The 24,364-nt window shown below is 74.6% G+C and carries 19 protein-coding genes and 1 riboswitch; of the genes, 11 read left to right on the forward strand and 8 right to left on the reverse strand.

Annotated features, from left to right (window positions below):
* Positions 1 to 139: 139 nt before the first annotated feature.
* Positions 140 to 1,498 carry an NAD(P)/FAD-dependent oxidoreductase gene (locus OG550_RS31675; protein ID WP_327683338.1) on the reverse strand — a complete coding sequence of 453 codons (1,359 nt, stop codon included), beginning with the start codon at positions 1,496 to 1,498 and terminating at the stop codon, positions 140 to 142.
* A gap of 299 nt (positions 1,499 to 1,797) precedes the next feature.
* Here OG550_RS31675 and OG550_RS31680 point away from each other — a divergent pair, with 299 nt between their 5' ends.
* From OG550_RS31680 to OG550_RS31690, 3 genes are all read left to right on the forward strand, one after another.
* Positions 1,798 to 2,553, forward strand: a complete 756-nt coding sequence (locus OG550_RS31680) for a HipA family kinase (protein WP_327683340.1) — start codon at positions 1,798 to 1,800, stop codon at positions 2,551 to 2,553.
* Positions 2,550 to 2,966, forward strand: a complete 417-nt coding sequence (locus tag OG550_RS31685; protein ID WP_327683342.1) for a DUF3037 domain-containing protein — start codon at positions 2,550 to 2,552, stop codon at positions 2,964 to 2,966. The genes OG550_RS31680 and OG550_RS31685 overlap by 4 nt, the downstream gene beginning before the upstream one ends.
* An 83-nt stretch (positions 2,967 to 3,049) precedes the next feature.
* Positions 3,050 to 3,499, forward strand: coding sequence for a MarR family winged helix-turn-helix transcriptional regulator (locus OG550_RS31690; RefSeq protein ID WP_327683344.1), 450 nt, complete (start codon positions 3,050 to 3,052; stop codon positions 3,497 to 3,499).
* Here OG550_RS31690 and OG550_RS31695 read toward each other — a convergent pair.
* Entirely contained in the window at positions 3,477 to 5,885 is a 2,409-nt protein-coding gene (locus OG550_RS31695; protein WP_327683346.1) for a HelD family protein, read from the reverse strand. The two genes, OG550_RS31690 and OG550_RS31695, sit on opposite strands and share 23 nt — an antisense overlap.
* Before the next feature lie 118 nt (positions 5,886 to 6,003).
* Here OG550_RS31695 and purB point away from each other — a divergent pair, with 118 nt between their 5' ends.
* Complete coding sequence (gene purB / locus OG550_RS31700; protein ID WP_327683348.1) at positions 6,004 to 7,434, forward strand: adenylosuccinate lyase; 1,431 nt, start codon at positions 6,004 to 6,006, stop codon at positions 7,432 to 7,434.
* A gap of 19 nt (positions 7,435 to 7,453) precedes the next feature.
* Here purB and OG550_RS31705 read toward each other — a convergent pair whose 3' ends face one another.
* On the reverse strand, positions 7,454 to 9,004 hold the full coding sequence (locus OG550_RS31705; protein WP_327683350.1) for an MFS transporter: 1,551 nt from the start codon (positions 9,002 to 9,004) through the stop codon (positions 7,454 to 7,456).
* 308 nt (positions 9,005 to 9,312) lie between these two features.
* Positions 9,313 to 9,476, forward strand: a riboswitch (cyclic di-AMP (ydaO/yuaA leader).
* Positions 9,477 to 9,479: 3 nt separating this feature from the next.
* On the opposite strand from OG550_RS31705, the gene OG550_RS31710 reads away from it, so the two are divergent.
* Positions 9,480 to 10,466, forward strand: a complete 987-nt coding sequence (locus OG550_RS31710; protein ID WP_327683352.1) for a M23 family metallopeptidase — start codon at positions 9,480 to 9,482, stop codon at positions 10,464 to 10,466.
* A 591-nt stretch (positions 10,467 to 11,057) separates the two neighbouring features.
* Here OG550_RS31710 and OG550_RS31715 read toward each other — a convergent pair.
* Entirely contained in the window at positions 11,058 to 11,777 is a 720-nt protein-coding gene (locus tag OG550_RS31715; RefSeq protein WP_327683354.1) for a DUF2470 domain-containing protein, read from the reverse strand.
* Positions 11,778 to 12,023: 246 nt separating this feature from the next.
* Here OG550_RS31715 and OG550_RS31720 point away from each other — a divergent pair, with 246 nt between their 5' ends.
* Positions 12,024 to 13,310: an MFS transporter gene (locus OG550_RS31720; protein ID WP_327683356.1), complete on the forward strand. Its 1,287-nt coding sequence runs from the start codon at positions 12,024 to 12,026 to the stop codon at positions 13,308 to 13,310.
* A 68-nt stretch (positions 13,311 to 13,378) separates the two neighbouring features.
* On the opposite strand, the gene OG550_RS31725 is transcribed toward OG550_RS31720, so the two are convergent.
* Genes OG550_RS31725 through OG550_RS31735 form a run of 3 tightly spaced genes read right to left on the reverse strand, consistent with a single transcriptional unit; the run spans position 13,379 to position 16,000 of the window.
* On the reverse strand, positions 13,379 to 13,786 hold the full coding sequence (locus tag OG550_RS31725) for a RidA family protein (protein WP_327683358.1): 408 nt from the start codon (positions 13,784 to 13,786) through the stop codon (positions 13,379 to 13,381).
* A 25-nt stretch (positions 13,787 to 13,811) separates the two neighbouring features.
* Positions 13,812 to 14,564, reverse strand: coding sequence for an IclR family transcriptional regulator (locus OG550_RS31730; RefSeq protein ID WP_327683360.1), 753 nt, complete (start codon positions 14,562 to 14,564; stop codon positions 13,812 to 13,814).
* Positions 14,561 to 16,000 carry a sugar kinase gene (locus OG550_RS31735; protein WP_327683362.1) on the reverse strand — a complete coding sequence of 480 codons (1,440 nt, stop codon included), beginning with the start codon at positions 15,998 to 16,000 and terminating at the stop codon, positions 14,561 to 14,563. The genes OG550_RS31730 and OG550_RS31735 overlap by 4 nt, the downstream gene beginning before the upstream one ends.
* Positions 16,001 to 16,177: 177 nt before the next feature.
* Here OG550_RS31735 and OG550_RS31740 point away from each other — a divergent pair, with 177 nt between their 5' ends.
* The 5 genes from OG550_RS31740 (at position 16,178) to OG550_RS31760 (ending at position 23,059) form a co-directional block, all read left to right on the forward strand.
* Entirely contained in the window at positions 16,178 to 17,503 is a 1,326-nt protein-coding gene (locus OG550_RS31740) for an alanine racemase (protein ID WP_327683363.1), read from the forward strand.
* Between the two features lie 119 nt (positions 17,504 to 17,622).
* Positions 17,623 to 19,239, forward strand: coding sequence for an N-acyl-D-amino-acid deacylase family protein (locus OG550_RS31745; protein WP_327684302.1), 1,617 nt, complete (start codon positions 17,623 to 17,625; stop codon positions 19,237 to 19,239).
* The gene (locus tag OG550_RS31750) at positions 19,236 to 19,904 is read left to right on the forward strand and encodes a bifunctional 4-hydroxy-2-oxoglutarate aldolase/2-dehydro-3-deoxy-phosphogluconate aldolase (RefSeq protein ID WP_327683365.1); all 669 of its coding nucleotides are present in this window, start codon (positions 19,236 to 19,238) and stop codon (positions 19,902 to 19,904) included. Before OG550_RS31745 ends, OG550_RS31750 begins: the two co-directional genes overlap by 4 nt.
* Positions 19,905 to 20,236: 332 nt before the next feature.
* Positions 20,237 to 21,832 carry an alpha-amylase family glycosyl hydrolase gene (locus OG550_RS31755; protein WP_327683367.1) on the forward strand — a complete coding sequence of 532 codons (1,596 nt, stop codon included), beginning with the start codon at positions 20,237 to 20,239 and terminating at the stop codon, positions 21,830 to 21,832.
* Positions 21,833 to 21,964: 132 nt separating this feature from the next.
* A complete protein-coding gene (locus tag OG550_RS31760; protein WP_327683369.1) occupies positions 21,965 to 23,059 on the forward strand; it encodes a hypothetical protein in 1,095 nt (364 codons plus the stop codon).
* A 73-nt stretch (positions 23,060 to 23,132) separates the two neighbouring features.
* Here OG550_RS31760 and OG550_RS31765 read toward each other — a convergent pair whose 3' ends face one another.
* Positions 23,133 to 24,104, reverse strand: a complete 972-nt coding sequence (locus OG550_RS31765) for a GlxA family transcriptional regulator (RefSeq protein WP_327684303.1) — start codon at positions 24,102 to 24,104, stop codon at positions 23,133 to 23,135.
* Positions 24,105 to 24,364: the final 260 nt, after the last annotated feature.

Genomic DNA, 24,364 nt, shown 5'->3' on the forward strand with positions numbered 1-24,364 from the left:
GGAGACCGGCCGGTGCCCCTTCCCGCGGTCGTCGGGGGAGGGGCACCGGTTCCGGCTCTTCGGGGCGTCGGGGGCTGTCCGGGGGTGTTCGAGGGTGTTCGGGGCGCTGCTGCCGGGCCCCGGGCGGACGCCCGGCCGGTCAGCCCTTGGCGAGCAGGGCCTGGGCGTGCGCCTTCACCTGATCCTTCGTCAGATAGGCGTCGGTGTACTCGAAGTCGCGCAGTCGGGCGGGCTGGCGGGCCAGGAGCCCGGTGCGGACGAAGTCGTCGCCGGCGGTCGCGTTGAGCAGCCAGTTGGCGCCGACCCGGAACTTGGCGGCGTTGGTGCGCATCGCCATCAGGTGGTATCCGCGCGCCACCACCTGCGCCGGCACGCCGCGCAGTTCCACGCCGACCGGCTTGGAGACGGCGTCCTTGCCGCCGAGGTCCACGACCAGGCCCAGGTCCTTGTGGTAGTAGGGCTCCAGGGGCTGGTTGCGGAGCGCGGCGATCACGTTGCCTGCCACCGCCCGGCCCTGGCGGGCCGAGTGCTGGGCGGTCGGCGGGCAGACCGCGCCGTCGCCCTTGGCGAGGTCGGGCACGGCGGCCGCGTCGCCGAGCGCGAACACACCCTCGAACTGCGGCACGCGCATCTCCGCCGTCACCGCGATCCGGCCCCGCACGGTCTCGGCGTCGAGGGTGCCGATCAGCGGGCTGGCCGCGACGCCCGCCGTCCAGATCAGCGTCCGGCAGGGCAGTACCCGGCCGTCGGTGAACTTGACCGACTCCGCGCCGACTTCGGCCACCGAGACGCCCAGCGACACCTCGATGCCGCGCCCGCGCAGTACCTCCAGCGCGGCGGTGCCGAGCGCGTCGCCGAGTTCGGGCATCAGCTTCGGGGCGATGTCGATCAGGTGCCACTTGATCTGCCGGGCGTCCAGCCGCGGGTAGCGGAGGGCGGCCGCGGTGGTGAGCCGCTGCAGGCAGGCGGCGGTCTCGGTGCCGGCGTAGCCGCCGCCGACCACCACGAACTGGAGCCGGGACTCGCGCTCGCGCTGGTCCACGGTGGCCGAGGCGAGGTCGAGTTGGGCGATCACGTGGTCACGGACGTAGGTCGCCTCGGCGAGCGTCTTCATCCCGCGCGCGTAGTCCGTCAGGCCGGGGATGTCGAAGGTGCGGGTGACGCTGCCGGGCGCGAGGACCAGGTAGTCGTACTTCAGCGCCACCACCTCGTCGGTGATCTTGCGCACCACGCACACCTTGGAGCCGGGATCGACGCCGATCGCGCCGCCGGGGACGATGTGGGTGCGCCGCAGCGTCCGGCGCAGCGAGACGGCCACCGACTGCGGGGTGAGCACGCCGGCCGCCACGTGCGGCAGCAGTGGCAGGTACAGCTGATAGCTGAACGGCGTGACCAGGGAGATCTCCGCCTCCGAGGGAGAGAGCTTGCGCTCCAGGCGGCGCGCGCACTCCAGCCCGGCGAAGCCGCCGCCCACGATCAGGATCCGGGGTCGTTCCATCGTGCGTCCCTCACAGTGCAGGTCGTTCAGTCACGGTGCCGGTCGTATAGAGGTGCCGGTCGTACGGGAGGTGCAGGTCGTACGGAGAGGTGTCGTACGGAGAGGTGCAGGTCGCGCGTCCGTGCAGGGTGGTGCGGGGTGGTGCGGGGAGGCGCCGGCCGTGCCCGGGCGGACGTCCGCCCCCGACTACTGTCCGCCACACTCGCACGGAGCAGCACGGGCTGCCACCGGGACGACCCGGGAGGGCGAGCCGGCCGACTGACACCCGCCCCCTGCATATGCCCGATAGGCTGTCGGCCGTGCTCCCCGAGGTGACGGCGGTCCGATACGTGACGCCACTGCGAGAAGGCGGCTCGATGCCGGGCCTGGTCGAGGCCGACGACCGGCGGCTCTACGCGCTGAAGTGGGTCGGTGCGGCGCAGGGCCGCAAGGCGCTGGTCGCGGAGGTGCTGGCCGGGGAACTCGGCCGGCGGCTCGGCCTGCCGGTGCCCGAACTGGTCGCCGTCGACCTGGACCCGGTCCTGGCCCGCAGCGAGCCGGACCCGCAGATCCAGGACCAGATGCGGGCCAGCGGCGGGGTCAACCTCGGTATGGCCTTCGTCAGCGGTGCGCTCAACTTCGACCCGCTCTGCTTCGAGGTGGACTCCGGGCTGGCCGGGCAGGTGCTCTGGTTCGACGCGCTGATCGGCAACGTCGACCGCTCCTGGCGCAACCCCAACCTGCTGGTGGCCACCGGCGGACTGCGGCTGATCGACCACGGTGCCAGCCTGATCTTCCACCACCACTGGCCCGGCGCCGCCGCCTGGACCCGCCGTCCGTACGACGCCTCCGACCACGCGCTGCTGCGCGCCGAGCCGGACCTGCTCGCGGCCGACAAGGCGCTCGCCCCGCTGGCGGAGACGGCGATCGCGGAGGCGGTCGCGCAGATCCCCGACGTCTGGCTGGTGGACGAGCCCGGGTTCGACTCCCCCGAAGCGGTGCGCGCCGCGTACCGCGCCCAGCTGACCGAACGACTGGCCGGTCCGCGCGACTGGCTGCCGGAGGTGTCCGCGTGACCGGGCCGATCCGGTCGGCGCTGCCGGCCGTCGCCGAGCTGCACGACTACGAGTACGCGGTGATCCGGGCGGTGCCCCGGGTGGAGCGCGGTGAGTGCGTCAACGTCGGCGTGCTGTTGTACTGCCGGCAGAGTTCGCACCTGGCGGCGCGGACGCACCTGGACCAGGCGCGGCTGCTGGCGCTGGACCCGGTGGCCGACGTGGCCGGGGTGCGGCGGGCGCTGCACGGGATCGAGGCGGTCTGCCAGGGCGGCCCGCAGGCCGGTCCGGCGGCGGCGGACAGCCCGGGGCAGCGGTTCCGCTGGCTGGCCGCACCGCGCAGTGCGGTGGTCCAGCCGGGGCCCGTGCACACCGGGCTGACCGCGGACCCGGAGGCCGAGCTGCGGCGGCTGTTCGACCAGCTGGTGCTCTGAGCGGTGGGGCGGCGGTTCGGCCGCCGGATCTTTGCTGTGATCAAATCTTGAGTTACTGAAGCACTCGGTCGTACCCTGACCTCATGGGTTCGACAGCGACGACGACCGTACCGACCAACGCCCAGCTGATGGAGGCGCTGGCCGCCGTCGGCGCCGCGTACTTCCAGGACTTCGCGGCCGCCGCGGCCCGGCACGGTCTCTCCTCCTCGCAGGCAAAGGCGCTCGGCGCCGTCCAGGAGCCGGTGCCGATGCGCGCCCTGGCGGGCCGTCTCGGCTGTGACGCCTCCAACGTCACCGGGATCGTCGACCGCCTGGAGTCGCTGGGCCTGGCCCACCGCGAGGCGGCGGCCGGCGACCGGCGGGTCAAGATCGTGGTCATCACCGATCAGGGCCGGGAGATCCTGGGGCTGATCCGGGGCGAGATGGAGCGGACCCACCACGCCATCGGGACCATGACCGACGAGCAGCGGGTGGCGCTGCACTCGATCTGCCTCCAGGTCCTCCCGGTGCTCAGCGGCCGGTCGGCCCCGTAGGGTCCGCCGCTCCCGTGGTGCCCGTGGTCTCCGCGGTGCCCGCGGGGCTCGCCACGGCCGTCGGCTCCCCGGGCGGCTGACCCTGCTGCGCCGACAGCTCCGCCGCGAGCGGGGCCGGCAGTGGGCCGTGGTGGAGCAGGGTCAGCCGCCGGGCGGCCCGGGTGAGCGCGACGTACAGGTCCGAAGGCCCCTGGGCGAGCAGCCCGGCCGGGTCGACCAGCACCACCGAGTCGAACTCCAGGCCCTTGCAGGCCCGGACGGTCAGGGCGCCGAGGCCGGCGGCGAGCGCGTCCGGGGCGATCACCCCGAGGGTGCCCGGCGCCGCGGGGAGCCCGGCGAGGGCGGCGGCGTAGTCGCCGTCCGGCACCGGCACCGCGCGCGGCCGGTCGTCGGTGCTCCGGACCGACTCCGGCGGCCGCCGGGCCGGGTCGTGCACCCGCAGGACGGCGGCGGCCAGGGCCATGACCGCGGCCGGGGTGCGGTAGTTGACCGTGAGCCGCTCCTCGCGCCAGCGGCCCGGCAGTTCGCGGTCCATCACCTCGGCCCAGGACCGGGCACCGGCCGGCGAACCGGTCTGGGCGAGGTCGCCGACCACGGTCAGCGAACGGGCCGGCACCCGGCGCATGACGGCCCGCCAGGCCATCGCGGACAGCTCCTGGGCCTCGTCGACCACCACGTGCCCGTACGCCCAGCTGCGGTCGGCGCCGGCGCGTTCGGCGGTGCTCCGGTACGGGCCGGCGTCGTGGAACCGCTCGGCGAGCAGCTCGGCGTCCAGGGTCGGATCGTCAGACTGGCCGGTGCCGGTGAGCACGCCCCGGGCGTACCGCAGGTCATCGGCGTGCGCCCGGTCGGCGGCGCGGGCCCGGGCCCGGGTCACCGAGGGGTCCTCGCCGAGGAGTTCGGCGGCCTCGTCGAGCAGCGGGACGTCCCCGGCGGTCCACGCCGAACCCGGCGGGCGGAGCAGGGCCCGCCGCTCGGCCGCCGCGAGCCCGGGGGCGGCCGCGGCCAGCAGTCCGGGATCGGAGAGCAGCCGGTCGATCAGCCGGTGCGGCGTCAGGACCGGCCAGAGGGCGTCCAGCCGGGCGCGGACGTCCGGCTGCGCCCAGAGCTCGCGCGGCGCGTACCGGGCCTCCTCCTCGTCGTACGGGTGGCCGAGGGTGAGCGACTGCTCGACGGCGAGGGCGTCGAGCAGGGTGCGGAGGAAGAACACCCGGGCGCGGTTGTGCGGCAGCCGGAGCCCCCGGGCGGCCTCCCGGGCCTCGGCGCAGACCCGTCGGGGCAGCCGCAGCTCCCCGCCGAGGGCCACCGGATCGCCGTCGGGCAGCAACTGGTGTGCCGCGACGGCGCGTTCGACCACGTCCGCCATCCACGGGCCGCCCTTGACCGCGGCGGTGGCCGGAGCGTCCTCGCCGGTGGCCCGGACACCGGGGAACAGCTCCCCGACGGTGCGGAGCACCACCCCGGTCTCGCCGAGCTCGGGCAGCACCCGGCCGATGTAGCGGAGGAAGGCCGGGTTCGGGCCGATCACCAGGATGCCGCGGCGCTCCAGCACCGCGCGGTGCGTGTACAGCAGATAGGCGGCGCGGTGCAGCGCGGTGACGGTCTTGCCGGTGCCGGGCCCACCCTGGACGACCAGCGCGCCGGGCAGCGGGGCGCGGATCACCCGGTCCTGCTCGGCCTGGATGGTGGCGACCACCGTGTCCATCCGGCCGGTCCGCTCCCGGTCGAGCGCCGCCAGCAGCGCGGCCTCGCCGACCAGCGTGCGCCGAGCGTCCTCGGGGAGGGCGGCCAGGTCGAGCGCCTCGTCGTCCAGTCCGGTCAGGGTGCGGCCTTCGGTGCGCAGGTGGCGGCGGCGGACCACGTCGCCGGGCTCGGCCGGGGTGGCGGTGTAGAACGGGCGGGCGGCGGGGGCGCGCCAGTCGAGCAGCAGCGGCTCGTGGCCGTCGTCGGTGAGGCCGGTCCGGCCGACGTAGCGGGTGGTGCCGTCACGGTGGTCGAGGCGGCCGAAGCAGAGGCCGCGTTCGACGGCGTCGAGCCGCGCGGTGTGGCGGGCGGCCTCGGCGGCGCGGAGCTCGCGCTCCAGCCGGGCCTGGTGGGTGCCGCCCGGGCCGGCTCCGGCGCCCGCGGCGGCGAGGTCGCGGCGGGCGCGGGCGCGGGCTCCGTCGAGTTGGGCGTAGAGGGCGGTGAGCTGCGCCTGTTCGGCGTCCAGGGCCTCGGCGTGGTGGGGCTCGGGGTGGTGGGGCTCGGAGCCGGCGTGGTCGGGTTCGGGGGCGGTGCGGTGGGGCCCGGGCGCGGCGGGGTGGTGGCGCTCGGCGGGGTGGGCCCCGGGCGGGCGGGGCGCACCCGCGGGGAGCGGAGTGGTGGGAACCGCTGGAGATTCGCTCATCGATGTGGTATCCTTGCGGCGTAAGACTTCTGCGGACACGTGCGGTGAGTGCTCAATTGCCGCAGCCTACCCGATCCGGCGGCGTTCGGGCTGACCTCGGCTGTTAGGCTTGCGAAGCGTGAGCGCGAAGCCCCAGATCCCCAATGTCCTGGCCTCCCGGTACGCTTCGGCGACCCTGGCCCAGCTGTGGTCCCCCGAGCACAAGGTGGTGCTGGAGCGGCACCTCTGGCTTGCCGTCCTGAAGGCCCAGCAGGACCTCGGCGTCGAGGTGCCGGCCACGGCCGTCGCCGACTACGAGCGAGTGCTCGACCAGGTCGACCTCGGCTCGATCGCCGCCCGTGAGCGGATCACCCGGCACGACGTCAAGGCCCGGATCGAGGAGTTCAGCGACCTCGCCGGCCACGAGCAGATCCACAAGGGAATGACCTCCCGGGACCTGACCGAGAACGTCGAGCAGCTGCAGATCCGGCAGTCGCTGGAGCACGTGCGCGACCGCACCGTGGCCGTCCTGGTCCGGCTCGGCCGCCTCTCCGCCCAGCACACCGAGCTGGTCATGGCCGGCCGCTCCCACAACGTGGCCGCGCAGGCCACCACCCTGGGCAAGCGCTTCGCGACCGTCGCGGACGAGCTGCTGGTCGCCTTCCGCCGCCTGGAGGAGCTGATCGCCCGCTACCCGCTGCGCGGGATCAAGGGCCCGGTCGGCACCGCCCAGGACATGCTGGACCTGCTCGGCGGCGACACCGACAAGCTCTCCGAGCTGGAGCGCCGGGTCGCCGCGCACCTCGGCTTCGACAACGTGCTCACCAGCGTCGGCCAGGTCTACCCGCGCTCGCTGGACTTCGAGGTGCTGACCGCCCTCGTCCAGCTGTCCGCGGCCCCGTCCAGCCTGGCCAAGACGATCCGTCTGATGGCCGGCCACGAGCTGGTCACCGAGGGGTTCAAGGAGGGCCAGGTCGGCTCCTCCGCGATGCCGCACAAGATGAACACCCGTTCGTGCGAGCGCGTCAACGGCCTGGCCGTCATCCTGCGCGGCTACGCGTCGATGACCGCCGAGCTGGGCGGCGACCAGTGGAACGAGGGCGACGTCTCCTGCTCCGTGGTCCGCCGGGTCGCGCTGCCGGACGCCTTCTTCGCCTTCGACGGCCTGCTGGAGACCTTCCTGACCGTCCTCGACGAGTTCGGCGCCTTCCCCGCCGTGATCGAGGCCGAGCTGGACCGCTACCTGCCGTTCCTGGCCACCACCAAGGTGCTGATGGGCGCGGTCCGCGCGGGCGTCGGCCGGGAGACCGGGCACGAGGTCATCAAGGAGCACGCCGTCGCCTCCGCGCTCGCCATGCGCGCCGGCGCCCGGGAGAACGAGCTGCTGGACCGCCTCGCGAACGACGGGCGGATCCCGCTCGACCGGGCCGCGCTGGACGCGCTGCTGGCCGACCGGCTCTCCTTCACCGGCGCCGCCGGTGCCCAGGTCGCCGAGGTCGTCCGGCAGATCGAGGCGGTCGCGGCCGCCCACCCCGAGGCCGCCAAGTACGCCCCGGGTGACATCCTCTGACGTTCCGTCAGGCCTTCCGTCAGGCCTTCGAGGGCCCCGTCGCCGTACCGGTGGCGGGGCCCTCGCCGTGCCCGGACGCCCCCGGCGCGAGGTGGCCCGGGTCCAGCGGCGGGCCGTTGGTGGAGCAGGAGTAGCGGCAGTCCGGCTCGGCCACCGGGTGGTCCTCCGGGGCCAGTACGTTGCCGCGGACGGTGGCCAGCGCGGTCAGCCCGCCGGCCACCAGCAGCCCCGCGCAGATCAGCATCGCGGTGTGGAACGCCGCGTCCACCGAGGCCGGCACCTGGTAGGCGTCCCCGCTCAGCCCGGCCAGGGCGGGCAGCGCGGCGACCGCGAGCAGGCCGGCCGCCCGGGCGGCGGCGTTGTTGACGCCGCTGGCGATGCCCGCGTGCCGCACCTCCACCGCCGCCAGCACCGTCGCGGTCAGCGGCGCGACCAGCAGCACCATTCCGGAGCCCATCACGGTGACGGCCGGCAGCACGTCCGTCCAGTACGAGGCGTCCGGGCCGATCCGCAGCATCAGCAGCACCCCGGCCGCGCAGAGCAGCGGTCCGACGGTGAGCGGCAGCCGGGGCCCGATCCGCTTGCCCAGCCGGCCGGCCCGCGCGGAGAGCGCCAGCATCAGCACCGTGATCGGCACCAGGGCCACCCCGGAGACCAGCGGGGAGAAGCCGGAGACGATCTGCAGCTGCACGACGAGCAGGAAGAAGACCCCGCTGAACGCCGCGTAGACGGCGAGGGTGACCAGGTTGACCGCGGTGAACAGGCGGGACGAGAAGAGGCCCAGCGGCAGCATCGGCTCCGGCGTGCGGCGCTCGACGACGACGAAGGCCACCCCCAGCAGGATCCCGGTCGCCCCGGTGAGCCATACACCGGGGGAGAGCCCCTCCCCGGCGGCGGTGAGCGCATAGGTGAACGTGCCCAGGGCCAGCGCGGCCAGCACCGCGCCGAGGACGTCGAACCGCCCGCTGGAGGCCTCGTCCCGGCTCTCCGGCACGTGCCGGGCGGCCACCGCGACGACCAGCACGGCCAGCGGGACGTTCAGCAGGAAGATCCACCGCCAGCCGGGCCCGTCCACCAGCCAGCCCCCGAGGAACGGTCCGACCGCCGCCGACACCCCGCCGAGTCCGGACCAGAGGCCGACCGCGGCCGAGCGGTCCTCCGGGTGGAAGACCGCCTGGAGCATCGCCAGCGACCCCGGGGTGAGCAGCGCCCCGCCGACGCCCTGCACCGCGCGGGCGGCGACCAGGACCTCGATGGTGGGGGCGGCGGCGCAGGCCGCCGACGCGACGGCGAACCAGACCACGCCGAGCAGGAAGATCCGGCGCCGGCCGTACCGGTCGCCGAGCGCGCCGCCGAGCAGGATCAGTCCGGCCAGGGTGAGCAGATAGGCGTTCAGAGTCCACTGCAGGGCGGAGAGCGGGGCGTCGAGGTCGACGCCGATCCGGGGCAGCGCGACGTTCACGACGGTCCCGTCGAGCATCGCCAGGCTGGAACCGAGCACCGTCGCCAGAAGTACCCAGCGACCCTGCGCGGTGCCCAACCGCAGGGTGCCGGCCTCGGAGGTGGCCACGGCCCGATCGTCCGCCCCGGGGGCCTACGTGACAAGGGTCACCGGGGGCGTGTCGGCGAATGGCTTTCCGTGAGTGATCGTGTGCGGAACGGTCCGGAAATCGGCGGAGGGTCGTGGATCAGTGGCACGCGGTGAATTGATTGTGTGCGTACTGTGCAGCCGATCATTCGGAGCGTGACGGGCCCCGGGGGTTTTGTTGCGGGTTCAAGAGATCGACATTGCTTCACTCGGACGGATGAGTTTTAGTTCAGCGACCGCCCGGCGTCAGCCCGGGTGGCCACCGGGTGGAACGCCTAGTCCTGCCGCTGCCCGGTGGTACGCAACGAACTCTGTACGGCAGGAGCGGGGGACCCAAAGGTAAGTCGCCGGACCGGAATTCACGGTCCGGCTTGGGGTGAAGCCGCCTTGATGCGGCCGGGCAACTCCAGCCCGAACCCGACAGCTCACCTCGCAGGCGTCGGAGAGGACATTCCCCATGCCCGCACAGGCTCGTCGTATCGCCCTGCCCCGCGCCGTCCGCATCGGCATCGCCACCGCCGTCACCGGCGCCGCCTTCGCCCTCCCGCTGGTCACCACCGTCAGCGCCCAGGCCCACGAGGCCCCGGCCGCGAAGCCCCACACCAGCACCTGGACCGGCGCCGCCAGCGTCGACGCCACCCCGGCCGCTCCGGCCGCCGAGACCGCTCCGGCCGCCCAGGCCGAGGCGAGCTACAAGGTCGTCGGCGGGGATACCCTGTCGAAGATCGCCGCCGCCAAGAACGTCCAGGGCGGCTGGGAAGCCCTCTACGAGCACAACCGCTCGGTCATCGGCGCCAACCCGAACCTGATCTACCCGGGCCAGCAGCTCGGACTCGGCGGCAAGGCCGTCGAGTCCGCGAAGCCCGCCGCGCCCGCCGCCAAGCCGCAGGCCTCGCAGGACTCGGCGAAGCCGGCCGCCAAGCCGACCGCGCCCGCCGCGAAGCCCGCCGCCCCGGCCGCCAAGCCCGCTGCCCCGGCCGCCAAGCCGGCTCCGGTCCAGGCCGCGAAGCCCGCCGCCCCGGCCCCCGTCGCCGCCTCCGGCTACGTCGCCCCGCTGGCCGGCGCCAAGCTCGGCACCGCCTACGGTGTGGCCGGCTCGATGTGGTCCTCCGGCCACCACACCGGTGTCGACTTCTCCGCTGCCACCGGCACCCCGCTGCGCGCCATCGCGGCCGGCACCGTGGTGAAGGCCGGCAACGGCGGCGCCTACGGCAACGAGGTCGAGATCAAGCTCGCCGACGGCAAGTACGCCCAGTACGCGCACCTGTCCTCGATCGCGGTGAAGGTCGGTCAGACCGTCACCGCCGGCCAGCAGATCGGCCTCTCCGGTGCGACCGGCAACGTGACCGGCCCGCACCTGCACTTCGAGATCCGCACCGGCTCGGAGTACGGCTCGGACATCGACCCGATCGCCTACCTGCGGGCGCACGGCGTCTCGATCTGACCCGTCCGGTCGATTCGAGCGGCCTGAGGGTCTGAGGGCTTGAAAGCCTGAGGGTCTGAAGGACTGAGGGGCTTGAAGGCCTGAGGGTTTGAAAGTCTGAAGGCTTGAAGGCTTGAAGGCCTGAACGGCCTTGGCGGTCGGACCGGTCCGATTGGGCGGACCGGTCCGACCGAATACCAGAACCACCGCTGGGTGCGGGGTGAACGACCTCCCGGGATGGTCATGTCGGGTGACCGCTCGACCGGGTGATCGCCGCACCACCAGTGGATCCACGGGCGCGGGACACGCCCGTTCGACCGGCCCGGTTCGCGAAACCTCCTTTCGCGAACCGGGCCGGTCGTCTTTGTTTTCACCCCCCCTGACTCGGGGGGAATTCCTTCGGCGTTTTCCCGGCGGAGTCCGGTCGCGGGGTGGGGCCGTGGAGCGCCGGCCGGGGTCGCGGGTCGCGGGTCGCGGGGTCGCGGGTGTGGGTGCGGTCGACCCGGTGGGGTGTTCGCGGGGCTCCTGGCCGTCCGTCACCGGCGCGTGGGTGACCGGCGGGCGTCGGGACGGCCGCTCCGCCGGGTCGGGTGGTGGGGCGCGCCGGGGCGCTCAGGGCCGGTGGGCGGGCTCCGCATGCTGGGCGGCGGTCAGCAGCTGGTGCACGCGGTGCCCGAAGTCGTCGGCGTCGTGGGCCGGTTCGGGGAAGACCAGACGCACGTCGCGGTGGCCGTGCGGGTGGTCGAGGCGGAGCACCAGGCCGTACCGGTCGAGGGCGAGCGGACGGACGTCGGGCCGCTCGGTGAGCAGCTCCTGGTCGAGGAGGCGGGTGAGCACCTCCAGGGCGTCCGAGTGGTCGTCGGCGAGGTGGGTCAGCATGCCGGCCTCGTAGCGCGCGAGCGGGTCGGGCGCGGCGAGCGCGAGGTCGGCGCCGGTGAGCGCACTGGTGCCGTACGGGGTGGAGAGGACGGCGTGGGCGACGTCCAGGCGCAGGTGGACGCTGAGGCCGTCGTCGGCGAGGTGGGCGAGGTGGAGTCGCCCGGCCAGGGTGAGGCGGCCGCGGACCCGGTCGCGGACGGCGACCGGGGCGATGTCGGTGAGGTCGAGGACGACGGGGAGGCCGTCCTGCTCGCGGGCGGTGGCCAGGGTGAGCGGGGCGTCGAGCGGTGCGCGCAGCCGGATCCGGGAGCCGTGCACCGACACGGGGGTGGTGAGTTCGTGGTGCTCGCCGCAGGCGCGGACGACGACGGAGGAGGCTGCGCAGAGCAGGCTGCCGACCCGTTCGGCGGCGGTGGGCTCGGGGACCTCGGCGTCGATGGGGGTGGGGCTCATGGCAACCTCCGGCTAGTTAGGTGAGCCTAACCTAATGACTTGCATGGCGGTAGGCAAGGCGGCGCGGTCGTCCCGCGCGGTCGTCCTGGGCGGGTGAGTGGAGGGGGAGGTGTGCGCGGACCGATATGCCGCGCTTGCAAGTAACCGGCGGTCGGTCGTATTGTCGACGCTGGTAGTTGCGCACGCAATGGTCTGCTGCGCGGTCGACCGGTACCCCCTGCAACGCTCCGGAAAGCGGTCCCTCTCATGCCCCTCGCGCTCCTGGCGCTGGCGATCAGCGCCTTCGGCATCGGCACCACCGAGTTCGTGATCATGGGCCTGCTGCCCGAGGTCGCCGGCGACTTCTCGGTGTCCATCCCCACCGCCGGCCTGCTCATCTCCGGCTACGCGCTCGGCGTCGTCGTCGGCGGGCCGCTGCTCACCGTCCTCGGTACCCGGGTGCCCCGCAAGGGCATGCTGCTGATGCTGACCGGCCTGTTCATCGCCGGGAACCTGGTCTCCGCGGTGGCCCCCGCCTTCGGGCTGCTGATGGCGGGACGGATCCTCGCGGCCTTCGCGCACGGCGCGTTCTTCGGCATCGGCTCGGTGGTCGCCGCCGACCTGGTCGCCCCCAACAAGCGGGCCGGTGCGATCGCCCTCATGTTCACCGGGCTCACCGCCGCCAACGTGCTCGGTGTGCCGATGGGGACCCTGCTCGGCCAGCACTTCGGCTGGCGTTCCACCTTCTACGTGGTCGCCGGGCTCGGGGCGATCGGCTTCGCCGGCATCGCCGCGCTCGTCCCCGTCCAGCCCAGGCCGGAGGGCGCCCGGCTCGGCGCCGAGCTGGCGGTCTTCCGGGCCCCGCAGATCTGGCTCGCGCTGACCATGACGGTGCTCGGCTGGGGCGGCATCTTCGCGATGTTCACCTACATCACGCCGATGATGACCGAACTCGCCGGCTTCTCCGCGTCCAGCGTCACCTGGCTGCTCTTCCTCTTCGGCGTCGGCCTCTTCGTCGGGAACCTGTTCGGCGGCTGGTTCGCCGACCGCGCGCTGATGCGCAGCCTGTACGTGATCATCGCGGTCCTCACGGTGCTGCTGTTCGCCTTCACCTTCACCGCGCAGAGCAGGGCCGGTGCGATCGTCACCATCCCGTTGATCGGGGTGTTCGGCTTCGCGACCGTCGCCCCGCTGCAGAAGCGGGTGATGGACCAGGCCGCGGGCGCGCCCACGCTCGCCTCGGCCGCGAACATCGCCGCGTTCAACCTGGGCAACGCGCTGGCCGCCTGGCTCGGCGGGCTGGTCATCTCGGCCGGGCTCGGCTACCAGGCGCCGAACTGGGTGGGCGGGCTGATGGCCGCCGGGGCCCTCGGCGTGACCGTGCTCTCCGGTGCGCTGGAGCGGCGCTCGGGCCTGCGCGGTGCCGGACGGGCGGTGGCGGAAGGTGGCGCGGTCCCCGGTGTTCCCGGCTCCGGCTCCGGCGACGGCTCTGCCGCCGGTGGGACCGCCGGTGCCGCGTCGCCGGTGGCGGGGGCGGTGGCCGCCCGGAGGTGAGGCCCCGGTTGCGTCGAAGGGCCCGGACGGGAAGCCGTCCAGGCCCTTCCGCGTACGGGGGCGCGGCGTCAGCCGACGACGGCCTGGGCGTCGATCTCGACCAGCATCGGCTCCTGCGGCAGCTCGACGAAGATCGTGGTGCGGCAGGGCTTCACCCCGCCCGGCTTGATGTTCTCGTCGATGAACGCGGCGTACACCTCGTTCATCAGCGGGAAGTCGGCGCGCTTGGTGAGGTAGACGCGGAACATCACCACGTCCTCGATCGTCGCGCCGCCCGCCTCGACGATCGCCTTGACGTTCTCCAGCGTCCGCCGGGTCTGGGCCTTCACGTCACCGTGGAACAGGTACTCGCCGGTGGCCGGGTCCTGCGGGCCCTGGCCGGAGACCTGGAGGATCGGGCCCTTGCGGACGCCCTGGGAGAACATCCACGCCGGGGCGGGGGCGCCGTCGGTGCGGATCTCGGTCTTGTCGCTCATGAGCTTCCTTCGTTCCGGTGATTGCTCAGGTGGTCGGCGGGGTCTGGCCGCAGTCGGCGGAGACGGCCCGGGTGGTGGCGAGCAGGTGGGGCAGCAGCTCCAGCACCTGCTCGTACGGGAGGACGACGTCAGGGACCGAGATCGAGGCGGCGGCGACCACCCGGCCGCTGGCGTCCCGGATCGGCGCCGCCACGCAGTTGATGAACGCCTCGTGCTCGGCGTGGTCCTGAGCCCAGCCCTGGACGGCGACCTTCTCCAGCTCGGCCAGCAGCGCCTCGGGAGTGGTCAGGGTCCGGGCGGTGTGCGGGGTGAAGTCGATGCCGGCCACCACCCGGCGGCGCTCGGGCACCGGCAGGTCGGCCAGCAGCACCTTGGAGACGGCGGCGCAGTGCAGGGCCGCGCGCAGGCCGATCCGCGAGTACATCCGCACCGGGTGGCGGGAGTCGTACTTGTCGATGTAGACCACCTCGCCGCCCTCGTACGCGGCCAGGTGCACGGTCTGGCCGGTGGCCGCGTTCAGCTCGGCCAGGTGCGGTGCGGCGATGCGGCGGACCCCGCGCTGTTCCAGGGCCAGGCCGGAGAGTGCGAAGAGGCCGGCGCCCAGGTGGTAGCGGTAGGCCGGGTCCCGGTAGACGAACCGTTCCTCTTCGAGGCTCTGGAGCAGCCGCAGCACGGTGGTCTTGTGCACGCCGAGCACCTCGGCGAGCTGGTCCAGGGAGCGCTCGCCCTCGCCGAGCTCGGCGAGGATGCGCAGGGCGCGGGTGACGGTCTGGCTCATCGTGCTCCAAGGGCCGGGGAGGCGGCCGGTCGGGGGTCGGCGGCACCGCCCCCGGGCGCCGGTGCCGAGACGGGCGCGGCCGTCGTGGGGGCGACCGGTCCGGACGCCCCCGCCGCGGGGGCCGTCCCGGCGGGTGCGGCCGCGGGCAGTACAGGGGACACGATGCCATCCGCCGACACCCGGGTGGCAGCCCAGTCCTCCGGGGAGGCGGCGAGCAGGGCCTCGACCACCGGCTCCGGCGGCAGCTCGGCCTGGTCGCCGTGGGCGGTCAGCGCGCAGGCCGCGCTCAGGTGGCCCAGCCGCAGCCGGCGCCGCTGGTCGAGGCCGCGCACCGTCCCGGCCAGGTAGCCGGCGGCGAAGGCGTCGCCCGCGCCGGTCGCCTCGACCACCTCGACGGTCAGGGCGGGCTCGGTGACGGCGGTTCCGTCCCGCTCCAGGGCGGTGACCAGCCGGGCGGCGTCCTTGACCACCACGGTCGCGGGGGAGGGGAAGCGCCGGCGCAGCGCGTGCGGGTCGCCGGTGCCGAAGGCGGCCTCGGCCTCGTCGGCGCCGAGCAGCAGCAGGTCGGCCGCGTCCAGCAGCGGCGGCAGCACCGAGACGTCGCGGTCGCGCCAGAGCGCCGGGCGCCAGTTGAGGTCGAAGCTGACCAGCCGGCCCGGGCGGCGCTCGGCGAGCAGCGCGCGGAGCAGGGCCAGGCAGTCGTCGGAGAGCGCCGCGGTGATGCCCGACAGGTGCAGCAGGCGGGCCCCGGCCAGCAGGCGGGCGGCGGCCGGGTCGGCGAGCAGCGCGGGGGAGAGCGCCGCGGCGGCGGAACCGCGCCGGTGGTAGTGGAGCCGGCTGCGGCCGGGCCCGAGGTCGTGCCGGTCGCCGGTGGTGCCGCCGACCTCCTTGAGGTACACGCCGGTCGGGCGGTGGGGGTCGACGGCGACCGCCGACACGTCCACCCCCCGTGCGGTGAGTTCGCCGAGCAGGCGGCGGCCGAAGCCGTCGTCGCCGACCCGGCTGATCCAGGCGCTCGGCACGCCCAGCGCGGCCAGGGCGCCCGCCACGTTCGATTCGGCGCCGCCGACGGAGAGCCGGAACGCCTCCACCGACTCCAGGGGGCCGGGGCGGTCGGGCAGCAGGACGGCCATCGACTCGCCCACGCAGACGGCGGCCGGGGCGGTGGGCGGGGCCGGGGCGGTGGGCGGGGCGGTGGGGTCGGGGGCGGTGCGGGGGTCCGTACCGGTGGGGCGGTCGGGTGATCCGGGAGCGGGCGGGGCGGCGTCGGGCGCCCCGGTTCCGACCGCGTCCGCTCCGGTTGCGTCCGCTCCGCGTGCGTCCGGGCCGGTCGTGCCCGGTCCCGGTGCGTCCGGCCCGGTCGCCGACGGGTCGCCGAGTGACGGGGTACCGGGCGTGGGGGTGCCCGGGCTCACGGCGGCGTCCTGTCGTGGCATCTGCTGGGCTCCTCGGATTGCTGCGGCCGACCGGGTGGGGGTGCTGCGGCCGACCGGGTGGCCCGCCTGCCGCGGGCGACCGTCGTTGACCTTCGTCCGGCGCCGATGCTAGAACCGTGTTGCCAGCATGTGCAACCCTCGTTGCACATGTTGCAACACGGCAAATGGAGGAAGACGGTGGACCAGACCTTCGCAAGCAGCGGCACCGGGCCGGGCATCGACACCGCGGCGGTGGCGGCCCTCGCCGACGAGTCGCTCGACTGGCGGTTCAAGGCGCTGCCGCCCGCGGCCTGGGGCCTGAGCGTCCGGGACTACCTGGCCACCGGCCCCGCGCTCGCCGACCTCGGCACCCCGCTGCTCACCCTCGACGCCGGCGCGCTCGACCACAACCTGCGGACCATGGCCGCCTGGTGCGCCGACGCCGGGCTGGCGCTCGCCCCGCACGGCAAGACGACCATGGCCCCCGCGCTCTGGCAGGCCCAGCTGGCCGCCGGCAGCCACGGCATCACCCTCGCCAACCTGCCGCAGATCCGGGTCGCGCGAGCCTTCGGTGTCCAGCGGGTGCTGCTCGCCAACACCCTGCTCGACCCGGCAGGCCTCGGTTGGCTGGCCGGCGAGCTGGCCGCCGACCCGTCCTTCGCCTTCACCTCCTGGGTGGACTCCACCGCGAGCGTCCGGCTGATGGACGACGCGCTGCGCGCGGCCGGCGCCGAGCGGCCGGTCGAGGTGCTGGTCGAACTCGGCGGCCCGGGCGGGCGGACCGGCGTGCGCACCGTCGACGAGGCGGTCGAGGTCGCCGCCGCGGTGCTGCGCGCGCCCACGCTGCGACTGGCCGGCATCGGCGGCTACGAGGGCGCGCTGGCCCACGACGCGAGTGCGGACGGCCTCACCGCCGTCCGCACCTACCTGCGGAGCCTCGCCGAGTTGCACGGGCGGCTGGCGAGCGCGTACCCCGACGGCTCGGCGCCCGTGGTGACGGCCGGCGGCAGCGCCTACTTCGACCTGGTGGCCGAGGAGTTGGGGGCCCTGCCGGACGCGTTCGTGGTGTTGCGCTCCGGCGCGTACATCGCCCACGACGACGGGTTCTACCGCGGGATCTCCCCGCTCGCCCGGGGTGCGGGCGCGGCTGCCGGTGCCGGTGCCGGTGCGGTGCCGCTGCGCAGTGCGTTGCACGGGTGGGCCCGGGTGGTCTCCCGGCCGGAGCCGCAGTTGGCGCTGCTGGACGCCGGGAAGCGCGACCTGCCGTTCGACGAGGGACTTCCGGAGCCCCAACTCGTCCGCGGGGGAGCCGAGCTGACCGGAACATCGGCGCGGATCACCGCGCTCAACGATCAGCACGCCTTCCTGCGGGACGCCGGCGACCTCGCGCCCGTCGGCGCCGTGCTGCGACTGGGTGTCTCGCACCCGTGCACCGCCTTCGACAAGTGGACGCTGATCCCGGTGCTGGACGACGCCTCTGCCGCCGAGCCGAAGGTCACCGGACTGGTCAGGACGTTCTTCTGATGGGTCGACAGGGCGAGCCGGTCGGGCCGGCCGAGCCGGCCGGGCAGGTCGGGCCGGTCGGGCAGGGCGACCCGGTCGGGCAGGGCGACCTGGCCGGGCAGGTCGGGCGGGCCGGTCGGATGGGTCGGGGCCCCCGGGAGGTGGTCTTCAAGGGGGCCACCGTCGTCGACGGCACCGGCGCCGACCGGTACCGGGCCGACGTCCGGATCGCCGACGGGATGATCGCGGAGATCGGCCACGGCGTGGACGGGGCACGGGTGGTGGACGCCACCGGGCTGGTGCTGGCGCCCGGGTTCATCGACATGCACGCCCACTCCGACCTCGCCCTCCTGCTCGAACCCGAGCACCCGGCCAAGGTCACCCAGGGCGTCACCTGCGAGGTCCTCGGCCAGGACGGCCTCTCCTACGCCCCGGTCGACGACCGCACGCTGCCCGCGCTGCGCCGCCAGATCGCCGGCTGGAACGGCGACCCGGAGGGCTTCGACTGGGACTGGCGGACGGTCGGCGGCTACCTGGACCGGTTGGACCGGACCGGCCCCGCCGTCAACGCCTGCTACCTGGTGCCGCACGGGTCCCTGCGGATGCTCGCCGTCGGCTGGGACAACCGGGCCCCGAGCGCCGCCGAACTCGACCGGATGCGCGCGGCGTTGGCACAGGGGCTGGCCGAGGGCGCGGTCGGGATGTCCAGCGGGCTCACCTACACCCCCGGGATGTACGCCGACACCGCCGAGCTGGTCGAACTCTGCCGGGTGGTCGCCCGGTACGGCGGCTTCCACGCGCCGCACCAGCGTTCCTACGGTGCGGGCGCCCTGGAGGGCTACGCGGAGATGGTGGAGATCGCCAGGAGGTCCGGCTGCCCGCTCCACCTGACCCACGCCACCATGAACTTCGGCGTCAACCAGGGCCGGGCCGGCGAACTGCTCGCCCTCGTCGACCGGGCCCTCGACGAGGGCGTGGACCTCACCCTGGACAGCTACCCCTACCTGCCCGGATCCACCACCCTCGCGGCACTGCTGCCCAGTTGGTCCACCGAGGGCGGCCCGCGCGCCACCCTCGACCGGCTCGGCGACCCGGCGGCGCGCGAGCGGATCCGGTACGAGGTGGAGGAGAAGGGCAGCGACGGCTGCCACGGCGTGGTCACCGACTGGGCCACCATCCAGCTGTCCGGCGTCCGCAACCCGGAGCTGGCCGGCGCCGTCGGCCGGACCGTCGCCGAACTCGCCGCCGAACAGGCCCGCAGCGGCACCGAGGTCTTCCTCGACCTGCTGCTCCGCGACGAGTTGGCCACCACCATCCTCCAGCACGTCGGCCACGAGGAGAACGTCCGGGCGATCATGCGCCACCGCGCGCACACCGTCGGCAGCGACGGACTGCTGGTCGGCGCCCGGCCGCACCCGCGGGCCTGGGGCACCTTCCCCCGGTACCTGGCCCGCTACACCAGGGAGGCGGGCGTGCTCACGCTGGAGGAGACCGTCGCCCGGATGACCGGACGGCCCGCCGCCCGGCTCGGGCTGGACCGGCGGGGCCGGATCGCCCCCGGCCACCACGCCGACCTCGTCCTGTTCGACCCCGAACGCGTCCAGGACGCCGCCACCTTCGACCGGCCGCGGCTGCCCGCCGTCGGCATCGAGCACGTCTACGTCAACGGCACCGCCGTCGTCCGGCAGGGCCGCACCACGGGCGCCCGCCCGGGGCGGGCACTGCGCCGAACCGAACGAGGAACCCGAGCCGCATGAACTCCCAGCCCGTCCCCGCCGATCCCGCCGTGGTCGCCGCCGCGCGCGCGGCACTGGCCGCCGAACCCGTGATCGCGGTCGTCCGCGCCCCCCGGATACCCGACGCCGCGGCACTCTGCGACGCACTCGCCGAGGGCGGCATCACCTGGACCGAACTCACCTTCACCACACCGGATGTGACGAGCCATCTGGAGCGGGCGGCCCGGGCTGCCCAGGCCGGCCGGCGGGTCGGGGTCGGCACGGTGCTGACCGCCGAACAGGCCGAGCAGGCGCTCGCCGCCGGTGCCTCCTTCCTGGTCACCCCCGGGGTGCGGCCCGAGGTGGCGCGGGTCGCGCACGCCGCGGGGGTGCCGGTCGTGCTGGGCGCCCTCACCCCGACCGAGGTGGCCCGGGCCGTCGACCTGGGCGCCGCCGCCGTGAAGATCTTCCCCGCGCGGGCGTTCGGCCCCGGCTACTTCAAGGACCTGCGCGGGCCGTACCCGGACGTTCCGCTGGTCGCGTCCGGCGGCGTCAACGCGGGGAACGCGGGGGAGTTCCTCGGCCAGGGCGCGCTCGCGGTCTGCGCCGGGACGGACGTGGTGCCGCCGGACGCGGTCGCGGCCGGGGACTGGGCGGAGATCACCCGGCGGGCGAAGGCCTTCGTGGAGGCGTGCGCGGTGCGGTAGCGGCGGGGGCCCGCGCGGCTGCCCGGGTGCCTGCGGGGCGCGGGTGCGCGGGTGGGCAGGCGAGCGGGTGCGCGGGTCCTGGCCGGTCCTGGCCGGTCCTGGCCGGTCCGGGAGCGGCCCGGGAGCGGCCCGGGAGGGGTGCGGGGCGCGGGAGAGGGGAGCGGGAGGGGCGCTGGAACGGCGCGGGAGGGGCGCGGGGCAACCCGGGGGCTCCTCCCGCGGCCGGCCCCCGGCGCCCGTTCCAGGGCCGGGAGTGGCCGCTGCGGACTGTTGGGACGGCCGGGATTCAACGAGAATCGATAGCCCCCGGCACCCGGCAGGAGGATCCACCCATGACCTCGACCCGCCCCGGCCCCGACTGGCTGGCCGACGCCGTCCTCTACCAGATCTACCCGCAGAGCTTCGCCGACTCCGACGGCGACGGAATCGGCGACTTCGCGGGCATCACCGAGCACCTCGAACACCTCGCCTGGCTGGGCGTCGACACCGTGTGGCTCAACCCGTGCTTCGCGTCGCCGTTCCGCGACGCCGGGTACGACGTCGCCGACTACCTGACGCCCGCACCGCGCTACGGAACCGCCGAGGACCTCGCCGCCCTGGTCGAGGCCGCGCGGCGCAAGGGCATCCGGGTCCTGCTGGACCTGGTCGCCGCCCACACCTCGGACCGCCACCCGTGGTTCCTGGTCTCCGCCGAGGACCCGTCCGACCACCGCTACATCTGGTCCGACCGGCCGGTGGACGGCTTCGTCGCCTCGCCGGGCAGCCGCCCGGGCTGGTACCGGCCCAACTTCTTCGACTGCCAGCCGGCCCTGAACTTCGGCTACGCGCGGGAGGATCCGGAGCAGCCCTGGCGCCAGCCGGTGGACGCCGAGGGGCCGCGCGCCAACCGCGCCGCACTGCGCGGCATCATGGACCACTGGCTCGGCCTGGGCCTGAGCGGCTTCCGGGTCGACATGGCCTCCTCGATGATCAAGGACGACCCCGGCTTCGCGGAGACCGGCAAGCTCTGGACCGAACTGCGCGACTGGCTCGACCGCTCGCACCCGCAGGCGGCCCTGTTCGCCGAGTGGGGTGACCCGGCCGCCGCCGTGGGGGCGGGCTTCCATGCGGACTTCTTCCTCCAGTTCGGCGGCGCGGACCACGGGTTGCCGCTGCGCTCGCTCTGGAACAACGACGCCGGGACGGTCGAGGAGTACTGGAAGCAGGGCCCCTGCTACTTCGAGGCCGAGGGCCGCGGTACGCCCCGGGTGTTCCTGGACGCCTGGCGCTCGGCCGCCGAACTCACCGAGGGCGCCGGGTACATCGCGCTTCCCACGGCCAACCACGACTTCTCCCGGCTGGCCACCGGGCCGCGCACGGAGGAGCAACTCGCCCCGGCGTTCGCCCTGTTGCTCACCTGGCCCACGCTGCCGGCCGTCTACTACGGCGACGAGATCGGCATGCGGTACCTGCCCGGGCTTCCGGACGTCGAGGGCAGCGTGCTCGGCCCGCGGTACAACCGGGCCGGCTCGCGCACCCCCATGCAGTGGACCCCCGGCCCGAACGCGGGCTTCTCGACGGCCCCGGCCGAGCGCCTCTACCTGCCCGTCGACCCCGGGCCGGGCCGGCCCGACGTCGCGACCCAGCGGGCCGACCCGACCTCGCTGCTGCACACCGTGCGGCGGCTGATCGCGCTGCGCCGGGCCCACCCGGGGCTGGGGGCGGCGGGGTCGGTGGAGGTCCGGCATGCCGGGTACCCGCTGGTGTACACCCGCGCCGGGCGGTACCTGGTGGCGGTCAACCCGCGGCGCGAGCCGGCGGTGGTGGCGCTGGACGGCGTGGTGCCGGAGGGCCTGGCGGCCCGGCCGCTGGACGTGCAGGGCGTGCGGGTGGCCGGCGGCGAGCTGCGGGCGGACGGCTTCTCGTACGGGGTCTTCGAGCTGGGCTGACGCGGGCGGGAGGTCCGGTGCGGTGATCGGGGGCGGGCTTGGGCCCGCCCCCGATATGGTTGTACACTGCATCCAGATGGTTGCATTTACCATCCTTCTTGGAAGTCGTCACCGGAGGACGGACCACACCCCATGAGCACACCCCCGACCGCCGCCGCAACGCCCGACCTGCGGCACTCGCTCAAGCACCTGGCCGTCCACCTGCTCACGCCGCTGCTGATGTGCCTCGGCATGGCACTCGCCTACCAGGGCGCGTTCCACCAGCCCGAGCCCCGCCACCTGCGGGTCGCCGTCGTCGGCACCACCGACCAGGCACGCGGACTGGCCCACGCCGTCCAGGCCCGGGCCGGTTCCGCCCTGGACGTCGCCACCCTGCCGGACCGGGCCGCCGCCGAGCAGCGGCTGCACGACCGCGAACTGGTCGGCGCGTTCCTCCCGGACGACCGGCACCCCGAACTGCTCGTGGCCAGGGCCGGTTCGGACACCTCGGCGATGGCCGCCGAGAAGGTGTTCCAGCGCGTCACCGCGGAGCAGGGCCTGCCGCTGGCCGTCACCGACCTCGCGGCCCCGAGCGGGGGCGACCCGACCGGCCAGGGCCTGTTCTTCCTCCTGGTCGCGCTCAGCATCGGCTCCTACGGGAGCGTCGCGGTGATCGGTGCGGCCGGTGCGGCCCTGGGCATGCGGATCCGGGTGCTGGTCGGGCTGGCGACCTCGCTGGCGGTCAGTGTGATCGGGATCCTCACGGCCGGACCGGTCTTCCACGTCGTGGACCACGACCTCGCCGGAGTGTGGGCGCTCGGCTGGCTCTACTCGGCCGGGGTGATCGGGATCGGGATCGGACTGCACACCTTCCTGAAGCGGTGGACCACGCTGGCGATGATGGTGCTGTTCGTGATGCTGAACTTCACCAGTTCCGGCGGCGTCTACCGCCCCGACCTGCAGAACGGGTTCTTCGGCGCGCTGCACACCTTCTGGGCCGGCGCCGGCTTCCTGGAGGGCGCGCGCAGCCTGCTGTACTTCGGCGGCGGCGCCGGGTTCGGCGGCCACCTGGTGACGCTGGTGCTGTGGCTGGTGGCGGCCGGCGTGCTGGTGGCGGGCGCGGCGCTGGTCGAGAAGCGCAGTCGGGCGGGTGCGGGTGCGGCTGCGGGTGCGGTCGGGAGCGGGAGCGGGAGTGGGAACGGGAGTGGGAGCGCGGAGGAGGAGATGGAGGAGGCGGTCGCGGTCTGAGCGAGCCGTTCGGTGGACGGTGATGCGGTGGCGGTGGCAGGACGGGGAGGGGGCGAGGGCCGGGGGCGACCGCTCAGGGCCCGGCGGTGGACCCCCGGGCGGCGAACGCGCGCCGGTAGTCGGTGGGCGAGACGCCGACCCGGGCCGTGAAGTGGCGGCGGAGGTTGGCCGCGCTGCCGAGGCCGCTGAGCCCCCCGATCCGCTCGACCGGCAACTCGGTGGCCTCCAGCAGGTACTGGGCGAGTGCGAGCCGCTGGTGCAGCAGCCACTGCAGCGGGGTGGTGCCGGTCGCGGCCTGCAGGCGGCGGAAGAAGGTCCGCGGGCTCATCCGGGCCTGCCGGGCCAGGTCCTCGACGGTGAGCGGGCGTTCGAGGTTGGCGGTGGCCCACTGCAGGACCGGGGCCAGGCTGTCGTCGTCCGCGACCGGTACCGAGAGGTCCACGAACTGGGCCTGCCCGCCGGGCCGGTGCGCCGGAACCACCATCCGCCGGGCGAGTCGGTTGGCCACCCGCGCGCCGAGGTCCCGGCGGACGATGTGCAGACAGAGGTCCAGTCCGGCGGCCACCCCCGCGCTGGTCAGCACATCGCCGTCGTCCACGTAGAGCACGCTGTCGTCGACGGTGACGCCTGGGTACCGCTTGGCCAGGTCGGCGGTGTGCGACCAGTGCGCGGTGGCCCGCCGTCCGTCGAGGATGCCGGCGGCCGCGAGCGCGAACGCGCCGGTGCAGAGCGATACCATGCGCGCTCCGGCCGCCGCCGCGCGCCGGAGTTCCGCGACGAGCGCCGGGGGCACCTCGCGCTCCCCGGACACGCAGGCGTCCGGGACGGAGGTGACGACCACGGTGTCCGCGTCCGCGAGGGCGTCCCAGCCGTACTCGGCGCGCAGCGAGAAGCCGAACGCGGGGGCGGCGGGGCCTCCCGCGCCGGAGGAGGGCGCGGTGGGCCCGGCGGGTGCGGCCGGTGCGGGCGTCTCCGCGCAGAGGCGCAGGTCGTACCAGCGGTCGGCCAGGTCGGGTTGGGGGATGCCGAACACCGCGCAGGCCATGCCGAGTTCGTAGAGGTCCCAGAGCGGGATGTCGGCGTGGTCGAGGACGGCGATCGCGACGGTGCCCGGGGCGGTGGACGACGAGGGGCCGGTCGGTACCGGGTCGGCTGGCGGCGAGGTTCGCGGCGGTGATGCGGTCACGGTGTCCCCCTGGCAGGAATAGTGCGGCGAAGGGCAATCCTGCCACTGTCGGTGCCCCGGCCCCGGCTGTGAGGGTGGTCGATGTCGATCAGGACCGTTGTCGTTCGTCCCTCTGGAGC

The organism is Kitasatospora sp. NBC_00458, from assembly GCF_036013975.1.
Classification (GTDB): domain Bacteria; phylum Actinomycetota; class Actinomycetes; order Streptomycetales; family Streptomycetaceae; genus Kitasatospora.